General features: G+C 71.2%; 15 protein-coding genes. 8 read left to right on the forward strand and 7 right to left on the reverse strand.

The window, feature by feature from the left end; all coding sequences use genetic code 11:
• The first annotated feature begins 76 nt into the window (after positions 1–76).
• Positions 77–2,839 (forward strand): MMPL family transporter, encoded by a 2,763-nt coding sequence (locus AB3M82_RS04715; protein ID WP_412955887.1) that lies wholly within the window; start codon positions 77–79, stop codon positions 2,837–2,839.
• Entirely contained in the window at positions 2,836–4,788 is a 1,953-nt protein-coding gene (locus tag AB3M82_RS04720) for a YhgE/Pip domain-containing protein (protein ID WP_412955888.1), read from the forward strand. Before AB3M82_RS04715 ends, AB3M82_RS04720 begins: the two co-directional genes overlap by 4 nt.
• Before the next feature lie 197 nt (positions 4,789–4,985).
• On the opposite strand, the gene ccsB is transcribed toward AB3M82_RS04720, so the two are convergent.
• The 5 genes from ccsB to AB3M82_RS04745 are packed head-to-tail and all read right to left on the reverse strand — an operon-like array spanning position 4,986 to position 9,683.
• Entirely contained in the window at positions 4,986–5,960 is a 975-nt protein-coding gene (gene ccsB / locus AB3M82_RS04725; protein WP_412955889.1) for a c-type cytochrome biogenesis protein CcsB, read from the reverse strand.
• Positions 5,961–5,964: 4 nt separating this feature from the next.
• Positions 5,965–7,764 (reverse strand): cytochrome c biogenesis protein ResB, encoded by a 1,800-nt coding sequence (gene resB, locus AB3M82_RS04730; protein WP_412955891.1) that lies wholly within the window; start codon positions 7,762–7,764, stop codon positions 5,965–5,967.
• 37 nt (positions 7,765–7,801) lie between these two features.
• On the reverse strand, positions 7,802–8,581 hold the full coding sequence (locus AB3M82_RS04735; RefSeq protein ID WP_412955893.1) for a cytochrome c biogenesis CcdA family protein: 780 nt from the start codon (positions 8,579–8,581) through the stop codon (positions 7,802–7,804).
• On the reverse strand, positions 8,578–9,228 hold the full coding sequence (locus AB3M82_RS04740; protein WP_412955894.1) for a TlpA family protein disulfide reductase: 651 nt from the start codon (positions 9,226–9,228) through the stop codon (positions 8,578–8,580). The genes AB3M82_RS04735 and AB3M82_RS04740 overlap by 4 nt, the downstream gene beginning before the upstream one ends.
• 50 nt (positions 9,229–9,278) lie before the next feature.
• Positions 9,279–9,683, reverse strand: a complete 405-nt coding sequence (locus tag AB3M82_RS04745; protein ID WP_412955896.1) for a MerR family transcriptional regulator — start codon at positions 9,681–9,683, stop codon at positions 9,279–9,281.
• 60 nt (positions 9,684–9,743) lie between these two features.
• Between AB3M82_RS04745 and AB3M82_RS04750 the strand changes: the two genes are divergently transcribed.
• On the forward strand, positions 9,744–10,646 hold the full coding sequence (locus AB3M82_RS04750; RefSeq protein ID WP_412955898.1) for an NAD(P)/FAD-dependent oxidoreductase: 903 nt from the start codon (positions 9,744–9,746) through the stop codon (positions 10,644–10,646).
• A gap of 102 nt (positions 10,647–10,748) precedes the next feature.
• Here the strand turns inward: AB3M82_RS04750 and AB3M82_RS04755 are convergent, their stop codons facing one another.
• Positions 10,749–11,378: a histidine phosphatase family protein gene (locus tag AB3M82_RS04755; RefSeq protein ID WP_412955900.1), complete on the reverse strand. Its 630-nt coding sequence runs from the start codon at positions 11,376–11,378 to the stop codon at positions 10,749–10,751.
• A gap of 145 nt (positions 11,379–11,523) precedes the next feature.
• Between AB3M82_RS04755 and aspS the strand changes: the two genes are divergently transcribed.
• Positions 11,524–13,305, forward strand: coding sequence for an aspartate--tRNA ligase (aspS, locus tag AB3M82_RS04760; RefSeq protein WP_412955901.1), 1,782 nt, complete (start codon positions 11,524–11,526; stop codon positions 13,303–13,305).
• A gap of 43 nt (positions 13,306–13,348) precedes the next feature.
• Here the strand turns inward: aspS and AB3M82_RS04765 are convergent, their stop codons facing one another.
• Positions 13,349–14,131: a sulfite exporter TauE/SafE family protein gene (locus AB3M82_RS04765; protein ID WP_412958009.1), complete on the reverse strand. Its 783-nt coding sequence runs from the start codon at positions 14,129–14,131 to the stop codon at positions 13,349–13,351.
• Between the two features lie 212 nt (positions 14,132–14,343).
• On the opposite strand from AB3M82_RS04765, the gene AB3M82_RS04770 reads away from it, so the two are divergent.
• The 4 genes from AB3M82_RS04770 to AB3M82_RS04785 are packed head-to-tail and all read left to right on the forward strand — an operon-like array spanning position 14,344 to position 18,297.
• A complete protein-coding gene (locus AB3M82_RS04770) occupies positions 14,344–15,483 on the forward strand; it encodes an ABC transporter substrate-binding protein (RefSeq protein WP_412955902.1) in 1,140 nt (379 codons plus the stop codon).
• On the forward strand, positions 15,480–16,418 hold the full coding sequence (locus AB3M82_RS04775; protein ID WP_412955904.1) for an ABC transporter permease: 939 nt from the start codon (positions 15,480–15,482) through the stop codon (positions 16,416–16,418). The genes AB3M82_RS04770 and AB3M82_RS04775 overlap by 4 nt, the downstream gene beginning before the upstream one ends.
• The gene (locus AB3M82_RS04780; protein ID WP_412955905.1) at positions 16,415–17,209 is read left to right on the forward strand and encodes an ABC transporter permease; all 795 of its coding nucleotides are present in this window, start codon (positions 16,415–16,417) and stop codon (positions 17,207–17,209) included. Before AB3M82_RS04775 ends, AB3M82_RS04780 begins: the two co-directional genes overlap by 4 nt.
• Positions 17,206–18,297: an ABC transporter ATP-binding protein gene (locus AB3M82_RS04785; protein ID WP_412955907.1), complete on the forward strand. Its 1,092-nt coding sequence runs from the start codon at positions 17,206–17,208 to the stop codon at positions 18,295–18,297. The genes AB3M82_RS04780 and AB3M82_RS04785 overlap by 4 nt, the downstream gene beginning before the upstream one ends.
• Positions 18,298–18,351: the final 54 nt, after the last annotated feature.

Consider the following 18,351-nt stretch of genomic DNA (forward strand, 5'->3'; position numbering starts at 1 on the left):
GCGCGCCGACGACTTTACGATACATCTATGTATTGGATACAGACGTGTATCCAATCGAGAAGCTCCGGAGGCACCCGTGTCCACTCTCCTGTCCTCGCTCGGACGCTGGTCGTTCCGTCACCCCTGGCGCGTGCTCGGCTCCTGGCTGCTCGTCCTCGGCCTCGCCGGCACGGGCGCCCTCGTGCTCGGAGCGGGGACGGACAACACCTTCTCGATCCCCGGCACCGAATCCCAGGCGGGTTTGGAGCAGCTCTCCCGCTCGTTCCCGCAGGTGAGCGGCACCAACGCCCAGTTCGTCGTGGTGGCCGCCGACGGTGACCGGATCACCGACGAGGAGTACCGGGAGCGGATCGAGGACACCGTCGACGACCTCGCCGACCTCGACGACGTGCTCGCCGCGACCTCGCCCTACGACGAGATGGTCAACGGCATGATCAACGCGGACGAGACCGCGGCGATCGTGCGCCTGCAGTTCGACGGACAGTCCACCGACGTCTCGGCCGAGACCAAGGACGAGCTGCACGCGGCCGTGGACGACCTCGCGAACGCGCTCCCGGACGGATCCCGGGCGGCGCTCGGCGGCGATCTCTTCGCGAGCTCGATCCCGGGCGTCACCCTCACCGAGGCCGTCGGCCTCCTCATCGCGCTCCTGGTGCTGGTCGTGACCTTCCGCTCCTTCGTGGTCGCCGGGCTCCCCCTCCTCACGGCCGTGCTGGGCGTCGGCATCTCGATGGCCGGCATCTTCGCCGCCACCGCCTTCGCGACCGTCTCGTCGACCACGCCGCTGCTGGCCCTCATGCTCGGCCTCGCGGTCGGCATCGACTACGCGCTGTTCATCATGGCCCGCCACCAGGACCAGGTGCGCGCGGGCGTCGACCCCGAGGAGTCCGCCTCCCGCGCGGTCGGCACCGCCGGATCGGCCGTGGTGTTCGCGGGCGTCACGGTGCTCATCGCGCTCATCGGCCTCGGCTTCGCCGGCATCCCGTTCCTCACGACCATGGGCGTCGCGGCCTCGGTCGCCGTGGCCATCGCGGTGGCCATCGCCGTCACCCTGACGCCGGCCGTGCTCGGTTTCGTGAAGGGGCGCATCGTGGGCCGGCTGCCGCGTACCCGCGTTCCGAAGAAGGACACCCCGGCGCGCGCGCCGCGTCGTCGCTTCAGCGAGCGATGGGTGCACGGGGTGACGAAGCGACCGGTACTCGTCTCCCTGGCCGTCGTGCTGGGGCTGGGCATCGTCGCGGTGCCGGCACTGAGCCTCGACCTCGCCCTGCCCAACGCCGGCGTGCTGCCGAAGGATTCGGAGGCGCGGCAGAGCTACGACATCGTCGGCGAGGAGTTCGGACCCGGCTTCAACGGCCCCCTCATCCTCACGGGCACGATCGTCACCTCGACCGACCCGCTCGGCCTGATGGAGGACCTCGGCGACGCGGTCGCGAAGGTCGACGGCGTCAAGGAGGTCGCCCTCGCGACGCCGAACGAGTCGGCCGACACGGGCATCGTGCAGATCGTCCCCGAGACGGCCCCCGACGACCCCGCGACGGCCGAGCTCGTGCGCGAGCTCCGGGCGCACCACGACGAGTGGCTCGACGAGTTCGGCATCGACCTGCGGGTCACCGGCTTCACCGCCGTCGCGATCGACATCTCCGACCAGCTCGGCAAGGCCCTCCTGCCCTTCGGGATCTTCGTCATCGGACTCTCGCTCATCCTCCTGACCATCGTCTTCCGCTCGCTGTGGGTCCCGATCACCGCCGCCCTCGGCTACCTGCTGTCGATCGTCGCCGCGTTCGGGATCGTCGGTGCCGTCTTTGAATGGGGGTGGTTCGCCGACCTGCTGCACGTGGCCAAGGTCGGACCCATCATCAGCTTCATGCCGATCGTGCTCATGGGCGTGCTGTTCGGCCTTGCGATGGACTACCAGGTCTTCCTCGTCTCGCGCATGCGGGAGGACTTCGTGCACGATCCCGCGTCGAAGTCGCCGACCCGCGCCGAGCGCCGCGCAACGGCCGTGCGTGCCGTGCGAAGCGGGTTCACGGGCTCGGCGAAGGTGGTCACCGCCGCGGGGCTCATCATGTTCGCGGTCTTCGTGGCGTTCGTCCCCGAGGGCGACTCGTCGCTCAAGCCCATCGCCCTCGGACTCGCCGCCGGCATCGCCATCGACGCCTTCCTCGTGCGCATGACGCTGATCCCGGCGCTCATGGCGATCCTCGGCGAGCGCGCCTGGCAGATCCCCGCCTGGCTGCAGCGCGTGCTGCCGCACGTCGACATCGAGGGAGAGGCGGTCGAACGCGAACGTCGTCTGGCCGACTGGCCCGGCGACGACTCGGTCGTGGCCGCGGACGATCTCTCCGTGGGCGGCTCCGCTGCCACGGCGGGCTCGGTTCGACTCGCCGCCGGCAGCGCACTGATCGCCGTCGACGACGACCCCGGTGCGCGACGCGCGCTCGCCCTGACCGTCGCCGGCCGCATCGCCCCCGCGGACGGCCGCCTGCGCGTCGCCGGACACCTGCTCCCCGGCCGCGCCGCCTGGGTGCGCGCGCACGTCGGCTGCGTCCTCGCGGACGGCTCGGATGCCGCGCTCGCCGACCTGCGCGAGGCCCTCCGCGGCCGATCCGCGCTCGTCGTGATCGACGGGCTCGACCGCCTCACCGCGGCGCAACGGGATCAGGCGACCGCCCTGCTGCGGGACGCCGCGACCAGACGCCCGCTCACGGTGTTCGCGACGGCATCCGATCCCGGCGTCGCCCGCAGCATCCTCACGGAGGCCGGCTGGCCCGCAGCCGAGGTCCTCGACATCCGCGCCCCTCGCCGGGCGAACGACGCAACCGAGGTGACCGCATGACCCTTCCCATCGAGCGCGCACGCTCCCGCAAGCCCATCACCTGGGTCACGATCCTCGGCATCCTGCTGCTGCCGGCGGCGATCGGAGGCGTCCTCGTCTCCGCCCTGCACAACCCCACCGAGCGCCTCGACTCGATGACCGCCGCGATCGTCAACCTCGACGAGCCGGTCGAGATCGACGGACAGGTCACGCCCCTCGGCCGCCAGCTCGCCTCGGGCCTGGTCGAGGGCTCCGACGACCTCGACTCGAACCTCACGTGGGTGATCTCGAACGAGGACGACGCCGCCGAGGGCCTCGCCGACGGCGAGTACCAGGCCGTCATCACGATCCCCGAGGACTTCTCGGCCGCCGCGACCTCGGCCGGGCAGGCCGTCTCCGACGGCGGCGGCGAGCCGCAGAAGGCGATCATCCGGGTGACCACGCCCGACGACGGGCTCGTCGCGGACGGCCTCATCACCGGCCAGATCGCGAACGTCGCGGCCTCGGCCCTCGGCACCATGCTGTCGGAGGCGACGACGGAGAACATCCTGGTCGGCTTCACGACCATCGGCGACCAGATCGGCGAAGCGGCCTCCGGAGCGCTCGAGCTCGCCGAGGGCGCGAGGGATGCCGCCACCGGCGCCGCCGCCATCCCCGACGGGGCCACGCAGATCGCCACCGGCGCGAGCGAGCTCGACACGGGCGCCGCCTCGCTCGCGACCGGACTCGACACGATCGCGAGCAACACCCGCCAGATCGCCACGGGAGCCGGACAGCTCGGCGCCGGTCTCTCGGCGGGCGCGGCGGCGCTGACCGACCCGGCCGGCGAGTTCCAGCAGCTCGTCGGGGCCGCCAGGACGACCTCCGACCAGGCTTCCGCCGCGGCGACCGACACGGCCACCCTCGCACGGGACCTCGCCGCGCTCGTCGCCCAGTGCACCGGCTCGACGGCCAGCGCGACCTTCTGCGCCGATCTCACCGCCGCCGCCGGACGTGCGGGCACCGCCGCCACCTCGGCCGGCACCGCCTCGGGCTACGCGACGAACGTCGCCAGCGGCATCGCCGCCACCGGCACGGCGCTGTCGACGCAGCTCAGCACGGCCGGTACCGGCGCGACGCAGCTGCAGACCGGCCTCGATCAGCTCGCTTCCGACGGCATCGACCAGTCGGCCGCCGGAGCCCGCTCCCTCGCGAGCGGTGCGGGTCAGCTCTCGACCGGAGCGACGGAACTCGCCACCGGAGCCACCGAGCTCGCCACCGGCCTCGACACCCTGGCGACCGGCGCGGGCGACCTGGCGGGCGGTCTGCGCACGGCATCCGACTCCCTCCCCTCGTTCAGCGACGGCGAGTCGACCTCGATCGCCTCGGTGATCGCCGACCCGGTGTCGACCGACGCCGCGACCGACGAGATCTTCGGCCCCACGGCCATCCCCCTGCTCACCGCCGTCGTGCTCTGGGTCGGCGGTCTGGCCTCGTTCCTGGTGATGCGCGCGCACACGGCCCGCACCCTGACCTCGCGTCGCCCCTCGGCCGCCCTCACGCTGCGGGCGTTCGCCCCCGCCGCGCTCCTCGGCGCCGGACAGGGACTGCTGCTGGCGATCATCGTGCAGTTCGTCGCCGCCTACGACGCGGGCCAATGGTGGGCTTTCGCCGGCACCGCCGTGCTCGCCGGCATCGTGTTCGCGGCGGTCAACCAGGCGCTCGTCGCGGTCCTCGGGGGTGTCGGACGCTGGGTGAGCGCGCTGGTCGCCGTGGTCGCGGTGGCGACCGGCCTGATCTCGACGGTGCCGTCGTGGCTGTCGAGCATCGGCGCGGCCCTCCCGACCGCACCGGCCTTCGCCGGACTCATCGCCGGGAACGGCTCGGCGATCGCCGCACTCCTCGTGTGGGGCCTGCTGTCGCTCGGCGCGACGACCCTCGCCGTCGCCCTGCGCCGCACCACCTCGGCCGAGGCCGTCCTCGCCAGCTGACCGCGGCGGCGTGCGGGGCGGTCGGAGAACCCAGGCCCAGCCTCCCCCGCACGGCGTGTCACCGCACCGACACGCCGTGCCGACGGCATCGCGTCTCCGTTTTCGAACGGAGGGGGAACCCGGAACGCGACGACGCCCCGCCCTCGACGTGAGGGCGGGGCGTCGTCAGGAGAGGCGGATGCCGCGGGCGGCGCGGCTCAGGAGAGTCCGGAGTACGCGTGCAGGCCCTTGAAGAAGACGTTGACGATCGTGAAGTTGAAGATGACGGCCGAGAAGCCGACGATCGCGAGCCACGCCGAGGGGTTGCCGCGCCAGCCGCGCGTGGCCCGGGCGTGGATGTAGCCGGCGTACAGCACCCAGATCACGAAGGTCCAGGTCTCCTTGACGTCGAAGCCCCAGAAGCGGCTCCAGGCGTAGTACGCCCAGATCGAGCCCGCGATGAGCGTGAACGTCCAGAGGATGAAGCCGATGATCGTGAAGCGGTAGGCCATGCTCTCCAGCCGCTCCGACGCGGGGAAGGTGCGGAGGAAGCCGGGGCCGGTCTTGGCCGCGCCCTCGGCGACGAGACGTTCCCGGCGGGACTGCATGAGCTGCACCACCGACAGCGCGAACGCCAGGGCGAAGAACGCCGTGCCGAGCGATGCCACGAAGACGTGGATGATCAGCCACACGCTCTTCAGGGGGTCCATGAGCGGCGAGACCTCGACGTAGAAGTTCGTCGCGGCGAGGCCGAGGAGCACCACCACCAGACCGGTGAGGAACGTGCCCAGGTACCGCAGGTCGATCTTGATCAGCACGGCGAGGTAGACCGCGATGATGAGCAGGGTGCCGATCATCGCGAACTCGTAGAGGTTCGCCCACGGCACGCGTCCGGCCGCGATGCCGCGCGTGAGGGTGGCGCCGAGATGGAACAGGAACGCCAGCACCGTCAGCGACGTGCCGATGCGGGCCATCACGAAGCGCTGCGGTCCGGGCTCCGCGGGGGCGCCGGCCACGGCCCCCGTACGTCCGCGGGCCCCGACCCCGACGAGCTCGGCCTCGCGCACCGTCTGCGCGTCGGCCGACAGCTGCGAGCGCCGCGCGAGGTCGAACGCGTACGCGACGAAGGCCGCGGCGTAGATCGCGATCGCCGTCCACAGCAGGATCGGGGAGATCACTTCGAGGTCGAACATGGTGTCAGTCTACTTTCGGGGAGTCGGATGCCGTCGGGCCGGCGTCCGTCGGATCGAGGTCGGTGTCTGTGCGGGTGGCCGCGTCCTCGGCGTCGTGCGCCGGGGGGTCGGTCGGCCGGGCGGCGGTCACCCCGTCCGCGTCGAGGAGCCGTTCATGACCGGTGACCAGGTCGTCCACGGCGGCGGCGAGTGTCGGGTCCTCGCCCCGGGCGAGTCCGGCGTACTCGAGCGTCACCGAGCCGTCGCCCGCGGTCGCCTTGACCCACATGCGGCGGCGCGGCACGAAGAGCGCGAGCATGAGGCCGCCGAGAGCGAGCAGGGCGAACACCAGCACCAGCACACCCGACTCGTCGCGGTGGATCTGCAGCGAGGCGAACCGCTTGACCGACTCGGAGGCGTCGGCCGCGCCCTCGGGGGACTCGTCCTCGAAGGTCACGGTGCCCATGCCGTCGGGCAGGTCGGCGGTCTCCCCGGGGGCGAGCTCGATCGAGTCCACGTCGACCGCGCGACCGGTGAGCTGGGTGAGGTCGGTCGTGTCGAGCACGTAGACCGAGCGGGGTGTTCCGTCGTTGATGCCGAGGTCGCCGGAGTACACGTCGAGGGTGAGCGTGGGGTTGGTCAGATCGGGGTACCCCGAGACGAACGCCCCCGTGGCGAGGGTGGCCGTCGTCGGGTAGAAGAACCCGAGCAGGCCCAGCTGCTCCGGCAGGCCGTCGGTGACCTTGATCACACCGAGCGACGTCATGTTCGTGTCCTGCGGCAGGAACGGGACGCTGTTGGTGAAGACGACGTCGCCCGCGGCGTTGCGCACGGTGATGGTCGGCGCGTAGCCGTTGCCGAGCAGGAACACGTCGTCGTCGGCGACGGCGAGCGGCTCGTTGACCTTCACGGCGCCGGTGCGCTCCTCGCCGTTCTCCGTGACGGTGACGTTCGCCGAGAAGTCGCCGGCCTGCCCCGACCCGGGCTCGCCGAAGGGCTGATAGCTCACGTCGAACGAGTCGAGCCTCATCGAATACGGCGCGAGGGCGTCATCGCCGACGAACCGTCCGCGGTTCATCGAGTCGTAGTCGACGAGCGTGTTCGCGAAGGTCTCGCCCTCGACGAGCACCCGCTGTCCCGTGTAGGCGAAGCCGCCGCCGACACCCACCGTCACCAGCACCCCGACCAGCGCCAGGTGGAAGAGCAGGTTGCCGGTCTCGCGCCAGTAGCCGCGCTCGGCCGAGACCGAGAAGGTGCGCCCCCGGTCGTAGCGCTCGACGCGGTACCCGAGGGCCTTCAGCTGCCGGGTCGCGATGTCGATCGAGGCCGCCGCCTCGGCATCCGCGTTCCCGTCCGACGCCGACGCGGTGTCGCGCTCCACACGACGGAAGTCCTCGAGGCGCTGGAGGCGGGCGGGGGTGCGGGGCGGGCGGGCCCGGAGCGCCTTGGCGTGGTGGCGGATGCGCGGGATCACGCAGCCCACCAGCGAGGTGAAGAGCAGCAGGTAGATCGCCGAGAACCACGGAGACAGGTAGACGTCGAAGAGCTTCAGCCCGTCGAGGAGGGGGAAGAGGTCCGGGTTGTCACGCTCCCACTGCGTCACGCCGTTCGGGTCGGCCATGCGCTGGGGGAAGATCGAGCCGGGGATGGCCGCGACGGCCAGCACGAGCAGCAGGATGAGAGCGGTGCGCATCGAGGTCAGCTGCCGCCAGCCCCAGCGCAGCCAGCCGACCACGCCGAGCCGCGGCTGGCTGATCGCCTCGTCGCCGTCGATGTGGTCCGAGGGCCGCAGCGGATCGCTGGAGGTGGGGGGCTTGCTGCTCACGGCACCGTTGTTCTTCCGGTTCGGGGTCGTCTGCTGATCAGAGCGGGAGGATGACACTGTTCATCACCGCCGTCAGTCGCGACATGAGGTCGGTCCACAGCCCCGTCGCCATCAGCACGCCGAGGAGGATGAGCAGGACGCCGCCGATGATGTTGACCACGCGGATGTGGCGGCGAAGGAACCCGATCGCGCGGGTCGCCCAGCCGAAGCCGAGGGCGACGAGGAGGAACGGGATGCCGAGGCCCAGCGAGTACGCCAGGCCCAGCAGTCCCGCGCGCACCGGGTCGCCGGCGTTGAACGACAGGGCGAAGATGGCGCTGAGCGTCGGGCCGAGGCACGGCGCCCAGCCGACCCCGAGCGCGATGCCGAGCAGCGGGGCGCCGATCACGCCGTACTTCGCGTCGACGTGGAACCGGAACTCGCGCTGGGCGAAGCCGAAGAGCCCGAGGAAGACGAGGCCCATCAGGACGATGACGACGCCGAGGATGCGGGTGATGAGCTCGCCCCACTGCAGCAGGAACACGTTCGCGACCCCGCCGAGCGCGGTGATCGCGACGAACACGACGCTGAACCCGAGGATGAACAGCAGCACGCCGAGCACCAGCCGACCGCGGGTCGGGGCGACGGCGTCCGCGGGGGACGCGGCGGGGGCGGCGGTCCGCTCGCGACGCGGTGCGACCGCTCCCCCGAGGAATCCGAGGTAGCCGGGCACCAGCGGCAGCACGCACGGCGACAGGAACGAGACGAGCCCGGCGAGCAGCGCGACCGGGATGGCCAGCCACAGCGCTCCCGAGCCGATGATCGCTTCGGGGTTCACGCGCTCTCCGCGAGCGCGTCCTTGACGAGCGTCGACAGGATGGAGGTCCCGTCGATGGGTCCGATGATGCGGGCGGCGACGCGGCCCTGCTTGTCGAGCACCAGGGTGGTGGGCGTGGCCTGGATGGGCGTCGCCTCGGCGAAGGCGAGCTTGGCCTGGGCGGTGTCGACGTCGATCAGGCTCGGGTAGGTGATGCCGAACTCGGTGGAGAACGCCTTCGCGGTGTCGGCCTGGTCGCGGGTGTTGATCCCGATGAACGAGACGTCGTCGCCGCCGTGCTCCTGCCAGACGGCCTCGAGGTCGCCGGCCTCGACCCGGCACGGTGCGCATCCGGCGTACCAGAAGTTCACGACGGTGACCTGGCCCGCGAGGTCGGCGCTGTCGAACTCCTCACCGTCCTCCGTGACGCCGGCGAACTCGACGGGCTCGCCGCGCTCGGCGACCGGGATCTCGACGATCGCACCGTCGGCCGCGACGTAGCCGGTGTTCTCCCCGCTGAGGAAGGATTCGCTCACCGGATCGGGAGCGCAGGCGCTCAGGCCGACGGCGAGCACCGCGGCGAGCGCGGCTCCGACCGCACGACCGGGACGTCGGGTGCGGGAGGGGCGGCCGCTGCGGATCGGGTGGATCCTCGAGGCGAGTGGCACGGTTCCCAGCTTACGCCGGGGTTCCTATGCGTCGGCCGGATACGGCGGCGTCACAGCCGGGCGAGGACGTCGTCGACGCCGGCCCGGAAACGTGGACAGGTGGCGATGTCGTGCGCCCGGCACCGCAGAGCGTGCTCGGTCATCTCCCGCGATCGTCGCATCTCCTCCATCCGCCGGTCGATGTCGTCGATATGGGCCTGCAAGACCTGGTGACGCCCCCAGCCGCTGTCATCGAGGAGCACGGCGATCTGCTCGAGGCTCATGCCCGCGGCCTTGCTCCGCTGGATGACAGCGATGCGCACGATCTCGTCCTCCCCGTAGCGGCGTCGCCCGGCGTCATCCCGAGCGGGGTGCAGCAGCCCCACCGTCTCCCAATGCCGGAGCACGTTCGTGGGCAGGTCGAAACGCTCCGCCACGTCGCCGATGGACCACGGATGCTGCGCGCTTGACTTCATGTCGACATGAAGTCACACACTGGTCGGGAACGCAAGTCCCATCGGTCGGAAGGACCCCTCATGTACGACGCGATCGTGATCGGCGCAGGCCCCGCGGGCCTCCAGGCCGCCCTGACGCTCGGGCGGATGCACCGCTCGGCGCTGCTGCTCGACTCGGGCGAGTACCGCAACGGCACCGTTCGGCACATGCACAACGTGATCGCGAACGACGGGACTCCTCCCGACGCGTTCCGGGCCACCGCCCGCGCCGAGCTCGCCGCCTATGGCGACGTCGACGTGCGCGAGGCGGGCGCAGACCGCATCAGCGGGGCGCAAGGAGCCTTCACCGTCGACCTCGCCGACGGTACGACTGCCGAGGCTCGGAGGGTGATCCTCGCCACCGGCATGGCCGACGCCCTGCCCGACGTGCCGGGGCTCGCGGCTCTCTGGGGCACGAAGGCGTTCAGCTGTCCGTTCTGCGACGGGCACGAGCACGCCGGTGAGGCCATCGCGATCCTGGGCGAGGCGGCACGGGCCGCCCATCTGATCGGGCTGCTCGGGCGCATCGTCGGCTCGATCACGGTGTTCCCCACCGCGGAGCCCCTCTCCGATGAGGACCGTCGGATGCTCGAGGGCCTCGGCGCCGCGGTCCGTTCCCCCGCGACCGGAGTGTCCGAGACCGAGGGCGCGGTCACGATCCGCTCGGTCGAGGGCGAGACCCGCGCGGCAGGCGTGTTCGTGGCATCCGTGGTGTCGGCGCAGCGCGCGCCGTTCGCGGCCGATCTCGGTCTCGCGATGCTGCCCTCCGGCGCCATCGAGATCGACGACTTCGGTCGCACCTCGCTGCCCGGTGTCTCGGCGGCCGGCGACCTCGCGCACCGCGCGTCGCTGCCGGGCGCCATGGCCTCGGTGCTCCTGGCCGCCGCCGCGGGTCAGCTCGCCGCGATCGGCATCATCCAGTCGTTCCTCGCCGAGGGCGCCTGAGCGCTCACTTCGGGGGACGCGACGACAGGTGTCGGACGGATTCGCGGTATTCGTCCGGCATCCGTGGTCCCGGCCCCCGAAGTGAGCCGGCCCGGGATCGCGTCAGACGGCGCCGACGTCGACCGCCCCGCCGGTCTGGGCGGGTTCGGCGTAGTCGACCTCGCGCCACACGTCGCCCACGCGCTCGAACGACGTGACGCTCGAGAGGGCGCAGCGCCGGGTGCGCGGGTCGTGGCGCAGGGGCAGTCCGGCGACCGAGAGGTGGGTGATCCAGATCGGCGCCTGGTGCGAGACGATCACGGCGTCGCCCGCTTCGGTGCCGTGCCACAGCTCGTCCATCGCGGCGCGCATGCGGTCGGCGATCAGCGTGTACGGCTCACCCCAGCTGGGCAGCGACGGCTGGCGCAGGTGCCACCAGTTCAGCGGGTTCATCAGCGAGCGGCGCATCTGCATGCCCTCGAACACGTTGGACGGCTCGATCACGCGCTCGTCGAGCAGGGCCTCGAGGTGGAACCGCTCGGCGAAGGGCGCCGCCGACTCCTGCGTGCGCTCGAGCGGCGAGCAGCGAAGGGCCTCGACGTCGCGACCCAGGCCGGCGACGTGCTCGGCCGCCGCGCGGGCCATGCGCGCACCGTCGTCGCTGAGGTGGAAGTCGGGCAGACGGCCGTACAGCACGCGGCCGGGATTGTGGACCTCGCCGTGGCGGACGAGGTGGAGACGGGATGCCGGCACGTCAGGCCTGGCCGGGGCGGGAGTTCATGGAGTGCACCTTCCGTTCCCTGCGATCCTACTGACCGCGCCCGCCCCCGCCGGGCGCCTCACGCCCGCCCCCGTAGACTGAGCGGGTCCATCCTCTCCAGATCAGAAGGAATCCTCCGTGCTTCGCACTCACTCGGCAGGCTCATTGCGAGCCGAGCACATCGGTCGGACCGTCACCCTCGCGGGGTGGGTCGATCGCCGTCGTGACCACGGAGGAGTCGCGTTCATCGATCTTCGGGATGCCTCGGGCATCGCGCAGGTCGTCATCCGCGACGAGGAGATCGCGCACCCGCTGCGCAACGAGTTCGTGCTGAAGGTGACCGGCGAGGTCTCCCGCCGCCCCGAGGGCAACGAGAACCCGAACCTGCCGACCGGCGAGATCGAGCTCATCGCCGCCGAGGTCGAGGTGCTCAACGAGTCCACCGCCCTGCCCTTCCCGGTCTCGACGGCCCTCGCCGAGAACGAGACGGTCGGCGAGGAGGCGCGCCTCAAGTACCGCTACCTCGACCTGCGGCGCCCGGCGCCGGCATCCGCCCTGCGCCTGCGGTCGGACGTCTACAAGGCCGTCCGCGACGTGCTGCACGCGCAGGACTTCACCGAGGTCGAGACCCCGACCCTCACCCGGTCGACGCCCGAAGGCGCCCGCGACTTCCTCGTGCCCGCCCGCCTGAGCCCCGGCAGCTGGTACGCCCTTCCGCAGTCGCCCCAGCTGTTCAAGCAGCTGCTGATGGTCGGCGGCGTCGAGAAGTACTTCCAGATCGCGCGCTGCTACCGCGACGAGGACTTCCGCGCCGACCGGCAGCCGGAGTTCACGCAGCTCGACATCGAGATGAGCTTCGTCGACCAGGAAGACGTCATCACGCTGATGGAGTCGATCATCCAGGCGATGTGGGCGACGATCGGCGTCGAAGTGGCCACGCCCCTTCCGCGGATGACCTACGCCGACGCCATGTCCAAGTACGGCTCCGACAAGCCCGACCTGCGCTTCGGCCTCGAGCTCGTCGAGGCGACCGAGTACTTCGCCGAGACGCCGTTCCGGGTCTTCCAGGCCGAGTACGTCGGCGCCGTACGCATGCCCGGCGGCGCGAGTCAGCCGCGCAAGCAGCTGGACGCCTGGCAGGACTGGGCCAAGCAGCGCGGTGCCCGCGGCCTCGCGTACGTGCTCTTCAACGAAGACGGCACGCTCGGCGGCCCCGCCGCCAAGAACCTCTCCGAGACCGAGCAGGCGGGGCTGGCGGAGTTCGTCGGCGCCGAGCCCGGCGACTGCGTGTTCTTCGCCGCCGGCTCGACGAAGGAGAGCCGTGCGCTCCTCGGCGCCGCGCGGGTGGAGATCGGCCGCCGTCTCGGCTACCTGAACCCCGACGAGTTCGCCTTCACGTGGGTCGTGGACGCACCGATGTTCGAGCCGGCGGCGGATGCCGTGGCCTCGGGCGACGTCGCCGTCGGCGCCGGTGCGTGGACCGCCGTGCACCACGCCTTCACGGGGCCGAAGCCCGAGTTCGAGGACACGTTCGACACCGACCCCGGCTCGGCGCTCGCCTACGCGTACGACATCGTCTGCAATGGCTCCGAGCTCGGCGGCGGATCGATCCGCATCCACCGCGAGGACGTGCAGAAGCGTGTGTTCGAGGTCATGGGCATCAGCGACGAGCAGGCCGACGAGCAGTTCGGCTTCCTCCTCGACGCGTTCAAGTTCGGCGCCCCGCCGCACGGCGGCATCGCCCTGGGTATGGACCGCGTGATGCAGCACCTCACGAAGACCGAGTCGATCCGCGAGGTCATCGCCTTCCCGAAGTCGGGCAACGGCTACGACCCGCTCACCGCTGCTCCGGCGCCCATCACGCCCGAGCAGCGCGCCGAGGCGGGCGTCGACGCCGATCCCGAGGGCGACGAGGACTGAGCTGCGACCCGAGGCCCCGCACGATCGTCGATCGTGCGGGGCCTCAGTGCATCGCCGCGAGGGCGGGCGCGATGTTCTCGTTCCACACGTCGACGCCGAGCTTCGCGATCAGCGCGATCACGACGATGAGGAAGACCACGCGGATGAAGCCGGTGCCGCGCGAGATCGCCATGCGCGAGCCGAGGTAGCTGCCTCCGATGTTGGCCACGGCGAGGATGCCACCGAGCAGCCAGAGCACCGAGCCGTGCGGGATGAACAGCAGCAGCGCGCCCGCGTTCGTGGCGAGGTTGACGATCTTGGCCTTGGCGCTGGCCTGCAGGAAGTCGTAGCCGAGCAGCGCGACCAGGGCGATCACGAGGAACGTGCCGGTGCCGGGCCCGATCATGCCGTCATAGAAGCCGATCACGAGGCCGGCGGCCCCGGCCATGAGGTGGTGCTTGTGTCCGTGGAAGCGCAGCATCGTGGCCGCACCCATCTGGGGACGGAACGCCGTGAACAGCGCCACCGCGAGCAGCGCCACCACGATGATCGGCTTGAACGCGGCAGCGGGCAGCAGCGTCGCGACGGCCGCGCCGCCGAACGATCCGGCGAGCGCGATCACGGCCATCGGAATCGCGGTGCGGATGTCGGGTCTCGCGCGCCGGTAGTAGGTCACGCTGCTCGTGGCGGTGCCGAAGACCGAAGCGAGCTTGTTCGTCGCGAGCGCCTGGATCGGCGCGATCCCGGGGATGAGCAGGAGGGCGGGCAGCTGCAGGAGCCCTCCCCCGCCGACCACCGCGTCGATCCACCCCGCACCGAACGCCGCCACGACGATCAGCAGCAGCATGCCCCATGTGAGCTGCTCGAGCCCGAGCACGGCACCGATATCCACCTGCCCATGATTCCAGACGGTGCGCCGCGCCCCGGCATCCGCCGCCCCTGCTCGGCCATGAACCGGTCACCGCTCGTTCACCCGCGCCGCTCCGACCGGTAACTCCCGGCCAATACGTTCCTTTCGCAACCCGAACCCGGCATCCCGCCGGACCCGAGAGGACACTCATGGCACGCTTCACCCGCCGCGCGCGCATCGGCGCCGGCATCGCTCTGGTCACCACCGCCGCGCTGGCGCTCACCGCCTGCTCCGGCGCTGCCGACGCCACCGACGCGGACTCCACCGGCGTCGACGCCTCGACCGCGACGTCGGTCGATGACTTCGGCTCGTTCGAAGACCTCGAGGCGGCCGCCAAGGCCGAAGGCCAGCTGAACGTCATCGCACTGCCGCGCGACTGGGCGAACTACGGCGAGATCCTCGACCTCTTCGCCGAGAAGTACCCCGAGATCACGATCAACGAGGCGTCGCCCGACGTCTCCAGCGCCGAGGAGATCCAGGCGGCCGAGACGAACAAGGGCCTCGACACCGCTCCCGACGTGTTCGACCTCGGACTCACGGTCGCGCTGCAGAACACCGACTCGTTCGCGCCGTACCAGGTGCAGACGTGGGACGACATCCCCGAGGAGCTCAAGGAGCCCACCGGTCTCTTCGTCGGCGACTACGGCGGGTACATGTCGATCGGCTACGACTCGTCGGCCTTCGACGCCCCGTCCGAGCTGGCCGACCTGCTCTCGGCCGACTACAAGGGCGCGGTCGCGATCAACGGCGACCCGACGCAGGCCGGAGCCGCCTTCGCCGCCGTGGGCCTCGCGACCGTCCAGTCCGACGGCACGCTCGACGACTTCCAGCCGGGCATCGACTTCTTCTCCGAGCTGCAGAAGGCCGGGAACATGCTCAAGGTCGACGTCACCACGGCCACCGTCGCGAGCGGCGAGACCCCGGTCGTCTTCGACTGGGACTACCTGAACGCGGCGCACACCGCCGACAACCCGGACTGGAAGGTCGAGATCCTCGACGGCACCGGGTACGCCGGCTACTACAACCAGGCCATCAACGTCGACGCCCCGCACCCGGCGGCCGCTCGCCTCTGGCAGGAGTTCCTCTACAGCGACGAGGTGCAGAACCTCTGGCTCAAGGGTGGCGCGCGCCCCGTCCGCATGGCGGCGATGGTCGACGCGGGCACGATCGACGAGGACCTCGCGTCCGCACTCCCGGAGGCCCCTGAGGAGACGGTGGTCCCCACCGAGGAGCAGTCCACGAACGCCGGCACCCTGCTCGGCGAGAAGTGGGCCGCGGCGGTCCAGTGACGACTCTCGTCCACCCGGGGGCGGGTGCTCCGGCATCCGCCCCCGACGCTCCCGCCGGGCCCTCGCACAGCGCGAGGGCCCGGCGGTCCGCGCCGTCCCTGGCCTGGCTGGGACTGCTGCCCTTCGCGGCCTACGTCCTGCTGTTCCTCGCGGTGCCGACGCTGTTGGCGATCGGCTCCGGCTTCTTCACCCGTGACGGCGAGTTCACCTGGGCCAACGTGGCCGCACTGGGCGATCCGGTCGTGCTGAACACGTTCGCCAACTCCGCCTGGCTCTCGCTCCTCACCGCCGCCGTCGGAGCGGTCGTGGGCGCGCTGGTCTGCTACGCCCTGCTCGGGATGAACCCCGACGGCGCGATCCGCGCGACGGTGGATGCCGCGGCCGGCGTGCTCGCCCAGTTCGGCGGCGTCATGCTGGCCTTCGCCTTCATCGCGACCATCGGCATCCAGGGCGTCATCACCGTCTTCCTGCAGGACGCCCTCGGATTCGACATCTACGAGAACGGCACCTGGCTCTACGAGCTGCCGGGACTGATCCTGCCGTACATCTACTTCCAGATCCCGCTCATGGTCATCACGTTCATGCCCGCCCTCGCCGCCCTCAAGCCGCAGTGGGCCGAGGCGAACCTCACGCTCGGCGGAACGCGAACGAGCTTCTGGACGCGCGTCGGCCTCCCGGTGCTCGCCCCCTCGTTCCTGGCGAGCCTGCTCCTGCTCTTCGCCAACGCGTTCTCGTCGTATGCGACGGCTGCCGCCCTAGCCAGCCAGGGGTCTCAGATCGTTCCGCTGCAGATCCGCACGTCGCTCACGAGCGAGACGGTGCTGGGCCGGGAGAACCTCGCCGGCGCGCTCGCACTGGGCATGATCGTCATCGTCGGAATCGTCATGGCCCTGTACTCGCTGATCCAGCGCCGGGCTGCGAGGTGGCAGTCGTGAACCGTCTCGCGCCCTCCCGCACGACCCGCTGGGTCATCGGCATCCTCGTCGGCGCCTTCTTCGCGGTTCCGCTGGTGTCGACCCTGCTCTACACGCTCCGCGGACCCGACGGCGCCCTGTCGTTCGACCGGTGGATCGCCCTGTTCGACCCGGCGGCCTCCGCAGCCATCAAGCCGATCTGGACGGGGCTGGGGAACTCGCTGATCCTCGCCGTCGTCACCGTCGCGATCGTGCTGCTCCTGCTCGCCCCCACGATGATCCTGGTCAACCTGCGCTTCGGCAAGATCAAGCCGGCGTTCGAGTTCGCGGTGCTGCTGCCGATCTCGATCCCCGCCATCGTGCTCGTCGTCGGCCTCGCGCCGATCTACCTGCAGATCGGCCGCGCCTTCGGCACGGGCACCTGGACGCTCGCCTTCGCGTACGGCATCACGGTGCTGCCCTTCGCCTACCGCTCGATCCAGGCCTCGATCGACGCCGCCGACCTGCGCACGCTGTCGGAGGCGGCTCGCTCGCTCGGCGCGAGCTGGCCGACGGTCGTGCTCAAGGTGCTGGCGCCGAACCTGCGTCAGGGCCTGCTGGCCGCGTCGCTGATCTCCATCGCCGTCGTGCTCGGCGAGTTCACGATCGCCTCGCTCCTCAACCGCCAGGTGTTCCAGACGGCGATGGTCGTCGTCCAGAAGCAGGACCCCTACGCCCCCGCGATCTTCACGCTCCTCGCGCTGGCGTTCGTCTTCCTGCTGCTCCTCCTCATCGGCCGCGTCGCCCGCGGCAACGGAAAGGCCCGGTCATGACCATCGATCACGCACTCCCCCGCACCCAGGACAACCTGCTGCTCGCCGAGGCGGGAGAAGGCACCCGCGTGCAGCTGCAGGGCATCGTGAAGAGCTACGCGGGCAACACCGTGCTGCACGGCGTCGACCTCGACATCGCGCCCGGCGAGTTCGTCTCCCTGCTCGGCCCCTCGGGCTGCGGCAAGACGACGCTGCTGCGGGTGCTCGCCGGCCTCGAGGGCTCCGACGACGGTGCCGTGCTCCTCGGCGGACGCGACGTGTCGCGGGTGCCCACGAACAAGCGCGACATCGGCATGGTGTTCCAGTCGTACTCGCTGTTCCCGCACCTGCGCGTCGCGGAGAACACCGCGTTCGGCCTGCGCCGCCGGGGCGTGGCCGCGGGTGAGGCGGTGAAGCGCGCGAAGGACGCCCTGGCGCTCGTGGGACTGGCCGACTTCGTCGACCGCTTCCCCCACCAGCTCTCCGGCGGACAGCAGCAGCGCGTCGCACTCGCCCGGGCCCTCGTCACCGAGCCCAAGGTGCTGCTGCTCGACGAGCCGCTCTCGGCGCTCGACGCCAAGGTACGCGTGCAGCTGCGCGACGAGATCCGGCGCATCCAGCTGCGCCTCGGCATCACGACGGTCTTCGTCACGCACGACCAGGAGGAGGCTCTGGCCGTCTCCGACCGGATCGCCGTCATGAACTCCGGCCGCATCGAGCAGATCGGCTCTCCCGAAGAGCTCTACACGACGCCGTCGACGGCGGGCGTCGCCGCGTTCGTCGGCCTCTCCAGCATCGTCCCGGGCGTCGCCGACGGCGACCACGTCGTCGTGTGGGGGCAGCGCCTGCCGCTGCAGACGCCCGCCGACGGGCCGGTCGACGTCTACCTCCGCCCCGAGAACGTGTTCTTCTGCTCGGAGGCGGATGCCGCGACCGACGCCCTGGTCGAGGAGAGCACTTTCCTCGGAAGCATGCGCCGGACCCTCGTGCGCACCGAGTCCGGCGATCTCGTGCGGGTGCAGCACGCCCCGGGCATCCACCCCGCCTTCGGCGACCGCGTGCGGATCTCCGTCGCCCCCGAGCCGGTGGCGGTGCACCCCCGCAGCTGAGCGGCCCCACAGGAGCGGCCCCCGGAGCGTGTGCTCCGGGGGCCGCTCGCGTCA

The organism is Microbacterium californiense, from assembly GCF_047246625.1.
GTDB lineage: Bacteria > Actinomycetota > Actinomycetes > Actinomycetales > Microbacteriaceae > Microbacterium.